Genomic DNA, 12,083 nt, shown 5'->3' with positions numbered 1-12,083 from the left:
ACTTCGCGCGCGGGGCGCTCGGGGGTGTCGCTCATCTCAGGGCTTCCAGTCGACGGCCAGGTTCGGTGCCTCGCTGGTGCTCGGCGGGACCTGGAGGGTCTTGAGGGTGAACTCCATCACCTGCTTGAAGACGGGCCCGCACAGCTGCCCGCCGAAGTGCCCGTTGACCGGGTCCTGGATGACGCAGGAGACCGTCACCCGGGGCTGGTCGGCGGGCGCGAAGCCGATGAAGGAGGCGGTGTACCCGGAGTACTTGCCGGTCTTCGGGTCCACCCGGTTCGCGGTGCCGGTCTTGCCGGCCACCCGGTAGCCCGGGATCTGCGCCTTGTTGCCGGTGCCCTGCTCGTCGGTGACGACGGACTCCAGCATCTCGGTCAGCGTCTTCGCGGTCTCCGGTGTCACCACCCTGGTCTGCGCCCCGGCCGGGGCCGGGGTGAAGCGGCCGTCCGGGCCGGTGGTGCCGGCCAGCAGGCTCGGGGCGACCCGCACACCGCCGTTGGCGATGGTGGAGAACACCGAGGTGGCCTGCAGCGCGTTCACCGACAGGCCCTGGCCGAACGGGATGGTGTACTGCTGCGAGCCGTTCCAGTCCTCCGGCTTGGCCAGGATGCCGCGGGTCTCGCCGGGGAAGCCGAGCCCGCTGGGCTTGCCGATGCCGAACCGGTCGAGGTACCCGGCGAGCACCTTGTTGGACTCGGCCTGGGTCGGGCCCAGGTGCTCGGCGGCCTCGATGGTGCCGATGTTGGAGGACTTGGCCAGTACGCCCGCCAGCGTCAGGTACCAGGTCTCGTGGTCCACGTCGTCGTGGAACACCCGGTCGGCGCGCTGCAGCGTGTTCGGCACCGTCACGTGGGTGTCCCACTTGGCGGTGCCGGTGTCCAGCACCGCGGCCATGGTCATCAGCTTGGCGGTGGAGCCGGGCTCGTAGGCGTCCTGGAGCGCCGCGTTGCCGAGCTGGTCGGCCCGGGCCGAGGCCAGGTCGTTCGGGTTGAAGCCGGGCGAGGTGGCCATCGCCAGCACCTGGCCGGTCCGGACGTCCTGGACGACCACGTAGCCCTTCTCCGCCCCGGCGTTGGCGACCTGGTCGGTGATGGCGCGCTGGGCCGCCCACTGGACGTCGGGGTTCACGGTCAGCCGCAGGTCGGTGCCGGGCACCGCGTCCTCCCGGCTGCCCCCGGCGGTGGCGACCCGGCGGCCGGCCGACGCCGCGTAGGTGGCGTAGCCGTCCCGGCCGGCCAGCTGCTGCTGGTACTGCAGTTCCAGGCCGCCGGTGCCGGTGCCCTCGGCGTTGACGAAGCCGACCAGGTTCGCGGCCAGCCCGTTCGCCGGGTAGCTGCGCCGGGTGGACTGCTCCCAGAACAGGCCGGTCAGCGGGTTCACGCAGGACGCGTCCAGGAACTGCCGGCCGCCCTTGTCGACCGGCAGCCGCTGGGCCCGGCAGGCCGCGGTGTCCGCCTGCTTGCCCAGCTGGTTGCGCAGGTCGGTGATCTGCCCCTTGACCTGCGGGGACTGACGGGCCATCACCAGCGCGTACTGGCTCTTCGGGTTCTTGCTGTTCAGGTGCAGCTTCTCGGCCAGCTTCTCCTTCGGCTGGCCGAGGATCGGCGCGAGCAGCGCGGCGGCCTGCTCCGGGGCGTCCGGCAGCCGGGCCACCGCGGGGGTGAACATGGTCGGGTCGGCGGTCAGGTCGTAGGCGTCCACCGAGGTCGCCAGCACGGTGCCGTCGGCCGCCGAGATCGAGCCGCGCTCGGCGGGCAGCGCCACCCGGACGTACTTGTTGGCGCCCGCGGCGGCCGCCATCTCGTCCGAGTCGAACAGCTGGAGCTGCACCAGCCGGGCCGCGAAGACCGCGAACACCAGCAGCAGGCAGACCGTCACCAGCCGCAGCCGGCGGCGCGGATCGGCCAGTCTGATCGAGCGCGGGCCCGGGCGGGCCGGGCGGCGCGGCGGGCCGGGGCGGCGGGCCGGGCGGGCGCCGGGGCGCGGCGGGGCGACCTGGCGGTGCCCGGCCGAGGCGGGGCGCGGCCGGGCCGGGCGCGGCGGGGTGCCGTCGGCGGAGCGGCGCGGCTCGCCGACCCGGCGGCGCGGGGCGGCGGGGCGGGCGGGGCCGGGGCGGCCGCCGGCGGACGGGGTGCGGCGCGGGCGGGGGCCGTCGCCGGGCGGGCGGGTCATCGGGCGGCCCCGGTGGCGGACGGGGCGACGGGCGGGGCGGGGGCGAGTTCGATGCCGGGGTCGCCGGGGCTGGTGGTGGCGCCGGGGGTGGGCGAGGGGCTGCCGCCGGGGCGCTGCCAGGGCTCGGCACTGGAGCGCGGCACCGGCGGGCTGTCCTCGGCGGGCCGGGCCTTGCCGGTGACGCTGCCGTCGGGGTTGAGGAAGGCCGGGTCGCCGCCGGGGACCATGCCGAGGCCGCGGGCGCGCTGCTCCAGCGCGTCGGGCGCGGACTGCTCGGCGATCTGCTGCTGCAGGGTCTGCTGCTGGTCGGTGGCGTCGGTGGTCTGCTTCTTCAGCCGGGACAGCGTGAACGAGCCTTCGTTGAGGGCGGTGTTGAGCATCAGCAGGCCGAGCAGCCCGGCCGACAGCAGGGCCACCACCAGCACCGCGAACGGGGTGCGCCCGCGCAGCTGGCGCGCCCCCGGCCGGACGGTGATCCGTGCCCTGCCCCCCTGCCCGGGGACGCTCCCCCGGGTCCGCCCGCCGGCCACCGGCACCGCTCCACTCCCCTTCGCTCCGCTGCTCCCGGCGGCTGGCTACCTCCGGGTCCGTCTGATCCTCTCCGCCACCCGCAGCCGTACGGGCGCGGCGCGCCGGTTCTCCTCGATCTCCTCCTCGGTGGCCAGTTCGGCACCGCGGGTGAGCAGCTTCAGCCAGGGCTGCAGCTCCTCCGGGATCACCGGGAGGCCCGGCGGGGCGGTGGAGGTGGCGCCGGCCTGCAGGTACTGCTTGACCAGGCGGTCCTCCAGCGACTGGTAGGACATCACGACGATCCGGCCGCCCACCGCGAGGGCGTCCAGTGCGCCGGGAATCGCCCGGTCCAGCACCTCCAGCTCGCCGTTGACCTCGATCCGCAGCGCCTGGAAGGTCCGCTTGGCCGGGTTGCCGCCGGTCCGCCGGGTGGCGGCCGGGATGGCGTTGCGCACCAACTCGACCAGACGCGCGCTGGTGGTGAACGGTTCCTTCGCCCGCTCCCGGAGCACCGCGGAGGCGATCTTGCCGGCGAACCGCTCCTCACCGTAGACCTTGAGAATCCGGGCCAGGTCACCGTGCCCGTAGGTGTTCAGCACCTCGGCGGCCGAGATGCCCCGGGTCTGGTCCATCCGCATGTCCAGCGGGGCGTCCTGGGAGTAGGCGAAGCCGCGGTCGGCCTCGTCCAGCTGCATCGAGGAGACGCCCAGGTCGAACAGCACGCCGTGCACCTCGGGGACGCCCAGCTCGTCCAGCACGCGCGGGATCTCGTCGTAGACGGCGTGCACCAGGGTGGCCCGGTCGCCGAACCGGGCCAGCCGCTCGGCGGACAGCTCCAGGGCCCGCGGGTCGCGGTCGACGGCGATCAGGCGGACCTCGGGGAAGCGGGTCAGCAGCGCCTCGCTGTGGCCGCCCAGGCCCAGGGTGGCGTCCACCACCACGGCGCCCGGCCCGGAGATCGCCGGGGCGAGGGCGTCCAGGCAGCGCTCCAGCATCACCGGGACGTGCCGGGGGGCAGGGCTGTCGGTACTCATACGGGGGCGGGGCCCTTCCTCAGGTGCGGTGTGGCCGGGCCATTGTCCCGCACCCGGGCGGCCCCGCCGCACGCCGCCCGTGGTCCCCGCCCGCTCGCTGGGGGAAGGAGCGACCGCCCGGCACCGGGGAAGGTGCGCCAGGTGGGCACGGAGCGGGAGGAGGCCGCAGGCTGCGCACGGGCGGGCCGACCCGGCGCGGAGAGCGCCGGACACCCCGCTCACCGGGTGCCGTCCGCCGTGCTCCGCTGCCCCGCCAGCCTATCGCCCGCGCCCCGCCGGTCAACGCTCCACGGCGGTGCACCACCCGGGCGGACGCACCCGTTCGCGCAGGTGGGGGCGGTGCGGCGGATCCGCCGGGCCGGGGCGCGGGCGGTCGGCGGGCGCGCCGGGCGAACCGGGGCGAAGCCGCCCGAACGGGATGCGGCCGGGCCGAGGGCCCGACCGCGTTCCGTCCCCGGCGGGGCCGCGCGGCCACTACCGTCGTCGCCATGGCGACTGCCCCCGGCCCCGAGCGGCCCTCCGAGACCGATCGCTTCGTGGTGTCCAACCGCTCGTACGCGGAGACCTTCCGGGACGGCGGCATGGACGCCCGCCCGGTCCGCCGGGTCGCCGTGGTGGCGTGCATGGACGCCCGGCTCGACCTGTTCGCCGCGCTCGGCCTGGAGCTCGGCGACGCGCACATCATCCGCAACGCGGGCGGCGTGGTCACCGACGACACCATCCGCTCGCTGACGATCAGCCAGCGCGCCCTGGGCACCCGCACCGTGGTGCTGATCCACCACACCGGCTGCGGCCTGCTCGGCCTGACCGAGGACTTCCGGCACGAGCTGGAGCGGGAGGTCGGCCAGCGCCCGCAGTGGGCGGTGGAGGCGTTCACCGACCTGGACCGCGACGTCCGGCAGTCGATGCAGCGGGTCCGCACCTCCCCGTTCCTGCCGCACACCGGGGACGTCCGCGGTTTCGTCTTCGACGTGCACACCGGTCTGCTCCGCGAGATCTCCTGAAACCGTCCGGACCACCGGACCGTCCCAAACCGGGACAGCCTTCGCGTGTCGGCCGAGCGGGTGACTTCTGGCCGTTCGACAGGGAAGAATGCGCCAAGTATTCGGGGTGGACCGGGCTCGAACCAGCCGCCCGGCGACTGTGCAACATGGGAGCGTTACGGGTGACGACCATCAACGGACAGGGCGCGCAGCAGCCGCAGGCGGGTCGCCAGGACCGGCGGGAGCCCGCCGGGCTGGCCGAGCTGGCGGCGGTCGTGGGCCGCGTCCGGGGCTCCGTGGAGAGCGTGATCGAGGGCAAGCCGGAGGCCGTCCGGATCGCCCTGACGGTGCTGCTCGCCGAGGGCCACCTGCTGCTGGAGGACGTGCCGGGCGTCGGCAAGACCATGCTGGCGAAGGCGCTGGCCCGCTCGGTGGACTGCACGGTGCGCCGGATCCAGTTCACCCCGGACCTGCTGCCCTCGGACGTCACCGGCACCAACGTCTTCGACCAGCACCAGCGGGACTTCGAGTTCCGGCCCGGCGCGATCTTCGCGCAGATCGTGGTCGGCGACGAGATCAACCGGGCCTCGCCGAAGACCCAGTCCGCGCTGCTGGAGTCGATGGAGGAGCGCCAGGTCACCATCGACGGCACCACCCACGAGCTGCCCTCGCCGTTCATGGTGATCGCCACCCAGAACCCGGTCGAGATGGAGGGCACCTACGCCCTGCCGGAGGCCCAGCGCGACCGCTTCATGGCCCGGATCTCGATCGGCTACCCCAGCGCCGACGCCGAGTTCGCCATGCTCGACCTGCACTCGGCCGCCAACCCGCTCGACGACCTGCAGCCGGTGGCGCACGCCGCCGACCTGCTCAAGCTGATCGAGCTGGTGAAGACCGTCTACGTCTCCGACCCGGTCCGCCGCTACGCCGTCGACCTGGTCGCCGCCACCCGCAGCTGCCCCGAACTGCGCCTGGGCGCCTCCCCCCGGGCCACCCTGCACCTGGTCCGCGCCGCCCGCGCGCACGCCGCCCTGGACGGCCGCGACTACGTGCTCCCGGACGACCTGCAGGCGCTCGCCGTCCCGGTACTGGCGCACCGCCTGCTGCCCACCTCGGAGACCCAGCTGAGCCGCCGCACCGTCGAGCAGGTCGTGCTCGACCTGGTGGCCCGACAGCCCGTCCCGCGCCCGCAGGGCCGCTGAGGTGGCGGCCTCCGGCCGGGTCTCCGGACTGCGCGCGGCGCTGCGCGGGCTGACCACCCGCGGCCGCTCCTTCCTGGCCGCCGGCCTGACCGCCGCCGTCTGCGCCTTCGTGTTCGGCCAGGGCGCGCTGCTCCAGGTCGGCGCGCTGCTGGCGGCGCTGCCGCTGGCCGCCGCCGGCCTGCTGGTGCGCACCCGCTACCGGGTCGCCTCGGGCCGCCGGCTCAGCCCGCACCGGGCCGCCGCCGGCCAGGAGGCCCGGGTGCACCTGCGGCTGGACAACGTCTCCCGGGTGCCCACCGGCCTGCTGCTGCTGGAGGACAAGGTCCCGTACGTGCTGGGCCCGCGCCCGCGCTTCGTGCTGGACCGGGTCGAGCCGCGCGGCTTCCGCGAGGTCTCCTACCGGGTCCGCTCCGACCTGCGCGGCCGCTACCCGCTCGGCCCGCTCCAGCTCCGGCTGTCCGACCCGTTCGGGATGTGCGAGCTGACCCGCGCGTTCAGCGCCGCCGACGTGCTCACCGTCGTCCCGCAGACCCAGGACCTGCCGCCGGTCCGGCTGCCCGGCGAGTCCGCCGGGCAGGGCGACTCCAACGCGCACACCCTGGCGCTGGCCGGCGACGACGACGTCATCCCGCGCGAGTACCGGCACGGCGACGACCTGCGCCGGGTGCACTGGAAGTCCACCGCCCGGTACGGCGAACTGATGGTCCGCCGGGAGGAGCAGCCGCTCAAGGCCCGCGCCACCGTGCTGCTCGACACCCGGGAGGGCGCGCACCGTGGCTCCGGCCCGGCCTCCTCCTTCGAGTGGGCGGTGTCCGCCGCCGCCTCGATCGGCGTCGACCTGGTGCAGCGCGGCTACCGGACCAGGCTGCTCACCGACACCGGCCGCACGGTGCCCGGGCAGAGCGCCCACGGCAGCACCGCCGCCGAGTCGGTCGGCGCGCTGCTGGACGCCCTCGCCGTGGTCGAGCACTCCGACCTGGGCACCCTGGCCCGCGCCGAGGAGGTGCTCCGGCTGGACGGCGAGGGCCTGCTGGTCGCCGTGGTCGGCGCCCTCGACGAGGACCAGGCCGACCGGCTGGCCCGGCTGCGCCGCCGCACCGGCGGCGCGGTCGTCCTGCTGCTGGACACCGGCACCTGGTCCGGCCTGCGCCACGTCCTCCCGGACACCCCGGACGAGCAGACCGCCGCCCGGGTGACCCGGCTCCGCGAGTCCGGCTGGACGGTCCTGCCGGTCCGGGCCGGCGACTCGCTGCCCGCCCTGTGGCGGAGCGCGGACCGCACCCTGAACTCCGTTCCCTACCGAGACGAGGTCGGCGCGTGACCACCCGGGCCAAGTTGACGCTCTGCGCGGCCCTGGCCACCGCCCTGGCGGCGCTGTGCCTGTCCCCGCTGTTCAAGGACTCCTTCGGGCTGGCCCCGCACGGCCTGCTGATGATCGCGGTCACCGCCGGCGCCGGCGCCGGCCTGCGCGTCCTGCCGCTGCCCCGCGCCCTGGTGACGCCGCTGCAGCTGCTCGCCGTGCTGTACGTGCTGATGCTCACCACCGTGCAGTCCTCGATGGCCTTCGGCGTGCTGCCGGGCGCGGGCGCGCTGGACGCCCTGTCCGGGCTGCTGAGCTCCGGCGGCAACGACATCCAGGAGTACGCGATCCCGGCCCCGACCAGCGACGGCCTGCGGCTGATCGTGGTCGGCTCGGTCGCCCTGGTCGCCGTCCTGGTCGACGCCCTCGCCGTCACCTACCGCCGGGCCGCCGCCGCGGGCCTGCCGCTGCTCGCCCTGTACTCGGTGGGCAGCGGCCTGGCCGGCTCCCCCGGCGGCATGTGGCTGTGGTTCCTGTGCGCGGCCGCCGGCTACCTGGTCCTGCTGTACACCGAGGGCCAGGACCGGCTGACCCGCTGGGGCCGGGTCTTCCACGGCACCGGCCGCGCCACCGCGGGGCTCTCCAACGGCGGCCGCCGGGTCGGCGTGATCGCACTGGCCGCCGCCCTCCTGCTGCCGGCCTTCGTGCCCGCGGTCGGCACCGGCCTGTTCGACGGCCTGGGCGGGCACGGCAACGGGACGGGCGGCGGCGGTAACGGCCGGGGCGACGAGCACTCGCTCAACCTGGTCGTCGCGCTCACCGCCAACCTGCGCTCCAGCGACGACACCGAGCTGCTGCGCTTCTCCACCGACTCCCCCGACGTCAACCAGCTCTACCTGCGGATCGCCGCGCTCACCGAGTTCAACGGCCAGGAGTGGCGGGCCGGCGACCAGAACCCCGAGGCGCTGCCGTCCACCCTGCCCGCGCCCGAGGGGCTGGCCGCGAACGTCACCACCGCCACGGTCCGCACCAACGTCAGGATCGCCGACAACCTCAACACCACCTGGCTGCCGATGCCGTACCCGGTGTCCTACGTGCAGCTGCCGTCCGCGGCGAACTGGCGCTTCGACAAGGCCGGGCGCACCGTGAGCGCCGTCAACGGCCAGAAGGCCGGCGGCCTCTCGTACACGGTCGGCTCGGTCACCGTCGGCGCCACCGCCGCCCAGCTGCGCGCCGCCGGGCCCCCGCCCGCCGACATCGCCGAGCACTACCTGGCGCTGCCGGCCGGCCTGCCCGCCGTGGTCGGCGACACCGCCAAGCAGGTCACCAAGGGGCGGACCACCCCCTACGACCAGGCCGTCGCCCTCCAGCAGTACTTCACCGGCGGCCAGTTCACCTACAACACCAAGATCGAGGCCCGCACCGGCCCGGACGCGATCGCCAAGTTCCTCCAGGACAAGGAGGGCTTCTGCGTCCACTTCGCCTCCACCATGGCGGCGATGGCCCGGTCGCTCGGCATCCCGGCCCGGGTGGGGATCGGCTTCACCCCCGGCACCGGCGACGCCTCGAACCGGGTGGTGCGCAGCTCCAACTACCACGCCTGGCCCGAGCTGTACTTCAACGGCCTCGGCTGGATGCGCTTCGAGCCCACCCCCAACCAGGGCTCGCTGCCGCTGTACTCCGTCCCGCAGACCGCGCCGACCGCCGCGCCCAGCGCCGCCCCGACCACCGCGGCGCCGACCGACCAGCCCTCGGCCGGGCCGTCCCCGTCCAGCAACTGCAGCGCGCAGCAGCGCAAGACCGGCGAATGCGGCGCCGAGGCCGCGACCGTCGAGGTGAAGGCCGCCGCGACCCCGTGGTGGCGGAGCTGGCCCGCGCTGGTCGGCGCCGCCGCGGTGGTGCTGGCGCTCCTGCTGCTGGCCTTCCCGATGCTCTGGCGGACCAGGCTCCGCCGCCGCCGGCTCGGCGGCGGCGGGCGCCACCTGCCCGGCCAGGACGGGCCGCGCCTCACCGACGCGCAGGTGCTCGCCGCCTGGGCCGAGCTGATCGACTCCGCCTGGGACCTCGGCCTCCCGCCGGACGAGGCCCGCACCCCGCGCAACGCCGCCCGCCGGCTCGCCGAGGAGGCCGGTCTCGCCCCCGAGGCGGCGGCCGCCGCCGGCCGGGTCGCGCTGGCCACCGAACGGGTGCTGTACGCCCGGGAGAGCGACCCGCCGCCGCAGCTCGGCGCCGACGTCCGCACCGCCCGCGCGGGCCTGCTCGACGGCGCCGGCCGGGGCCGCCGGCTGCGCGCCCTGCTGCTCCCGGCCTCCGCGGTACGGCTGTGGTGGCGGACCCAGGACCGGGCGGCCGCGCTGCGCGAACGCTCCGCCGCCCGCTCGGCCCGGCTCCGCGCGGCGCTGGCCCGGCCGCTGCGCCGGGGGAAGGACGCGGACGACGGCCGGTGAGCCCGCCGGACACGGCGAAGAGCCGCCCGCGGAGAGGGGGTCCTCTCCGCGGGCGGCTCTTCCACGTGGTTGCCGGTCCGGCTGCTACAGCCCGCTCTGCTCGTCGCGGCGCCGCTGCCAGCGCTGTTCCATTCGGTCCATCACACCCGCCCGTCGGCGTGGCGCCGCGACCTGCCGCGGGCCGGGCCCGACCGGGCCCCGCCGCCAGGCGGTGACCGCGAGGACCGCACAACCGAGCATCACCAGGAACCCGGCCACGCTGATCCAGATGACCTGCGCGACCAGGCCGCCCATCAGCAGCGCGACGCCTGCCACGAACCCCGCCCCGGCCAGGTAGACCCGCCGGCGGGTGTAGGTGCGCAGGCCGGTTCCCTCGAGCGCCGACGCGAACTTGGGATCTTCGGCGTACAGCGCTCGCTCCATCTGCTCGAGCAGTCGCTGCTCGTGCTCCGAGAGCGGCACGGAGTCCTCCTACTCGTCGGTCGCGGGGCGACCGGTCCGCCACCCCTGGCTCGGGCCTGTGTGGTCCATATGCCCCACGGGTCCGACCGTCATGCTTACCGGCTTTACCCAGATCATACGGTCCACCGCCCCGGTTCGGCGTGGTCAATCAGGCGTGGCTCGGGCCGCCTCCGCGGACGGCCCGTCCAGCCCAACGAGCGGACCGCCGCGTTGGTGCCCGGGCCGGGGGATCAGACCGCCGCGGCGAGCAGGTGCAGCTGGGTGGCGACGGCGTGGAAGGCGGGCTGCTCGGCGGCGGCCAGCTCCAGCTTGAGCAGCGCGTCCAGCGCGCCGGGCTCGGTGTCGACCAGGACGCCCGGGACCAGGTCGGCGAAGACCCGGATGCCGTGCACGGCGGCGACCTTCAGCCCGGCCCCGGTGGCGAGCGCGTCGAGCTGCTCGCCGGTGAAGCGGCGCGGCATCGGGTCGCCGGCGCCCCAGCGGCCGTCCGGCGCGTCCAGCGCGGTGCGGGCGTCGGTGAAGTGGCCGGCCACCGCGCGGGCCAGCACGGCGCCGTTCCGGTTGGCGGCGAGCAGGCTGACCAGGCCGCCCGGGGCCAGGGTGCCGACCAGGTGGCCGAGCGCCTCGGCGGGGTCGTCGACGACCTCCAGGACGCCGTGGCAGAGCACCGCGTCCACCGAGCCGGCCGGGACCAGCTCGGGCAGCGTCTGGGTGTCGCCCTGGACGGCCCGGACCAGGTCGGTGACCCCGGCCTCGGCGGCCCGGCGCTCCAGCGCGAACAGCGCGTCCGGGCTGGGGTCGACCACCGTCACCCGGTGGCCGAGCCGGGCCACGGGCACGGCGAAGTTGCCGGTGCCGCCGCCGGTGTCGACGACCTCCAGCACCGGCCGTCCGAGCTCGGCGGCCCGGCGCTCCAGCGCCGCCCGCACCACCTCCCACACCACGGCGGTACGCAGCGCACTGCGGGGACGAGTCGGATACAAGGCGGCACCCCTCTTGGCAGGTCTTCCACGGCGGGAACGCCCCCACCTTATCCGCCGTGCCCCGGCCGCCCGGGCCCGGCGCAGCGCGCCACCGGGCCGGGGCGGCCGCCCCGGGCTCAGGGGTGCAGGGCCAGGATGCGCTCCACGATCCGCAGGTACAGGGCGGCGTTGCGGATCAGGTCGTCCGCGTCCCGCTCGCCGGCGGCACCGGCGATGCCCGCCTCGGCGGCGGCCCGGCGGCGCGCGCCGGCCGCGAAGTAGGCGGCCCACTCGGAGAGTTCGGGGGCGACCTCGGGCAGCAGCTCCCAGGCGGGGCGGATCGCGTGGCGGCGGCGCGGGTGCCGCTCGGGGCGGCCCCGGACGGCGAGCACGGCCGCGGTGGCGCGCAGGGCGGCGAGGTGGGCGGTGGCGTAGCGCTCCAGCGGATCCTGCCGGCCCCGGGCGTGCACCAGGGTGCGGTGCGCGTGGCGGAGCAGTTCGAGGGCGGCGGGCGACGGCGCGACCCGGCGCAGCACCGGGTGGACGTCGCCACCGCGACCGGCGGGCAGGGTGGGTTGATCGACGGCAGGGCGGGCGACAGGCTCAGGACGACTGATGGTCATGGGTCTCCCCCGTTCACTCCGGACCTTTGCCCGGGCCGGTCGGCCCGCGCATGCATCCATCGTGAACGGGGGGTCTGACAACTCGGGCCGTTTTCCACCCTTTCCGTCGTCCCCACGGCCGGTCCCCCCTGGGAGGGGGCCGGGCTCCGCCGCCCCGTGTCGGCGGTGCCCGGCCCCCGTTCTCCGGCCGTCGGCGCGCCCCGGGCCGCGTTCCGGTCACCTCTCCCCCACGGTGGTGACCCGGGCCCCGGGCGCTCCGGGAGGCTCCGCCCTGCGGTGGCCTTCCCGGTGCGCACCACTCTGCCGTCCCGGGGCGGGCGGCGGAATCCGCCCGGGTACTCAACCGGTGATCTGAGTACGGGTACTCAGACGCCCGGGCCGCCGGGCG

General features: G+C 75.9%; 10 protein-coding genes. 4 read left to right on the top strand and 6 right to left on the bottom strand.

All coding sequences use genetic code 11. The features are described 5' to 3' along the window. Positions 1-36: 36 nt before the first annotated feature. Genes ACIOHG_RS06425 through rsmH form a run of 3 tightly spaced genes read right to left on the bottom strand, consistent with a single transcriptional unit; the run spans position 37 to position 3,716 of the window. The gene (locus ACIOHG_RS06425) at positions 37-2,172 is read right to left on the bottom strand and encodes a peptidoglycan D,D-transpeptidase FtsI family protein (RefSeq protein ID WP_400946027.1); all 2,136 of its coding nucleotides are present in this window, start codon (positions 2,170-2,172) and stop codon (positions 37-39) included. Then, the gene (locus ACIOHG_RS06420) at positions 2,169-2,708 is read right to left on the bottom strand and encodes a cell division protein FtsL (protein ID WP_400946024.1); all 540 of its coding nucleotides are present in this window, start codon (positions 2,706-2,708) and stop codon (positions 2,169-2,171) included. The genes ACIOHG_RS06425 and ACIOHG_RS06420 overlap by 4 nt, the downstream gene beginning before the upstream one ends. Before the next feature lie 39 nt (positions 2,709-2,747). Then, complete coding sequence (gene rsmH, locus ACIOHG_RS06415; protein WP_400946021.1) at positions 2,748-3,716, bottom strand: 16S rRNA (cytosine(1402)-N(4))-methyltransferase RsmH; 969 nt, start codon at positions 3,714-3,716, stop codon at positions 2,748-2,750. Positions 3,717-4,204: 488 nt separating this feature from the next. Here rsmH and ACIOHG_RS06410 point away from each other — a divergent pair, with 488 nt between their 5' ends. The 4 genes from ACIOHG_RS06410 (at position 4,205) to ACIOHG_RS06395 (ending at position 9,648) form a co-directional block, all read left to right on the top strand. Beyond that, entirely contained in the window at positions 4,205-4,720 is a 516-nt protein-coding gene (locus ACIOHG_RS06410) for a beta-class carbonic anhydrase (protein ID WP_400946018.1), read from the top strand. Between the two features lie 233 nt (positions 4,721-4,953). Next, entirely contained in the window at positions 4,954-5,901 is a 948-nt protein-coding gene (locus ACIOHG_RS06405) for an AAA family ATPase (protein WP_400946682.1), read from the top strand. Position 5,902: 1 nt separating this feature from the next. After that, positions 5,903-7,222 carry a DUF58 domain-containing protein gene (locus ACIOHG_RS06400; RefSeq protein WP_400946015.1) on the top strand — a complete coding sequence of 440 codons (1,320 nt, stop codon included), beginning with the start codon at positions 5,903-5,905 and terminating at the stop codon, positions 7,220-7,222. After that, a complete protein-coding gene (locus tag ACIOHG_RS06395; protein WP_400946012.1) occupies positions 7,219-9,648 on the top strand; it encodes a transglutaminaseTgpA domain-containing protein in 2,430 nt (809 codons plus the stop codon). The genes ACIOHG_RS06400 and ACIOHG_RS06395 overlap by 4 nt, the downstream gene beginning before the upstream one ends. Before the next feature lie 84 nt (positions 9,649-9,732). Here the strand turns inward: ACIOHG_RS06395 and ACIOHG_RS06390 are convergent, their stop codons facing one another. The 3 genes from ACIOHG_RS06390 to ACIOHG_RS06380 form a co-directional block, all read right to left on the bottom strand. Further along, complete coding sequence (locus ACIOHG_RS06390) at positions 9,733-10,110, bottom strand: DUF3040 domain-containing protein (RefSeq protein ID WP_400946010.1); 378 nt, start codon at positions 10,108-10,110, stop codon at positions 9,733-9,735. Between the two features lie 230 nt (positions 10,111-10,340). Continuing rightward, a complete protein-coding gene (locus ACIOHG_RS06385) occupies positions 10,341-11,093 on the bottom strand; it encodes a methyltransferase domain-containing protein (RefSeq protein ID WP_400946008.1) in 753 nt (250 codons plus the stop codon). Between the two features lie 116 nt (positions 11,094-11,209). Continuing rightward, positions 11,210-11,695 (bottom strand): SAV_6107 family HEPN domain-containing protein, encoded by a 486-nt coding sequence (locus ACIOHG_RS06380; RefSeq protein WP_400946006.1) that lies wholly within the window; start codon positions 11,693-11,695, stop codon positions 11,210-11,212. Between the last annotated feature and the right edge of the window lie 388 nt (positions 11,696-12,083).

It is taken from the genome of Kitasatospora sp. NPDC088134, from assembly GCF_044741705.1.
Classification (GTDB): domain Bacteria; phylum Actinomycetota; class Actinomycetes; order Streptomycetales; family Streptomycetaceae; genus Kitasatospora.
The sequence above is the reverse complement of the archived record's forward strand: the minus strand, read 5'-3'. Positions and strand labels throughout refer to the sequence as shown.

Bases quoted from the DNA above. Each gene is read 5' to 3' on its own strand.
- rsmH (WP_400946021.1), bottom strand. From the start codon at position 3,716: ATGAGTACCGACAGCCCTGCCCCCCGGCACGTCCCGGTGATGCTGGAG.
- ACIOHG_RS06380 (WP_400946006.1), bottom strand. From the start codon at position 11,695: ATGACCATCAGTCGTCCTGAGCCTGTCGCCCGCCCTGCCGTCGATCAA.
- ACIOHG_RS06425 (WP_400946027.1), bottom strand. From the start codon at position 2,172: ATGACCCGCCCGCCCGGCGACGGCCCCCGCCCGCGCCGCACCCCGTCC.
- ACIOHG_RS06410 (WP_400946018.1), top strand. From the start codon at position 4,205: ATGGCGACTGCCCCCGGCCCCGAGCGGCCCTCCGAGACCGATCGCTTC.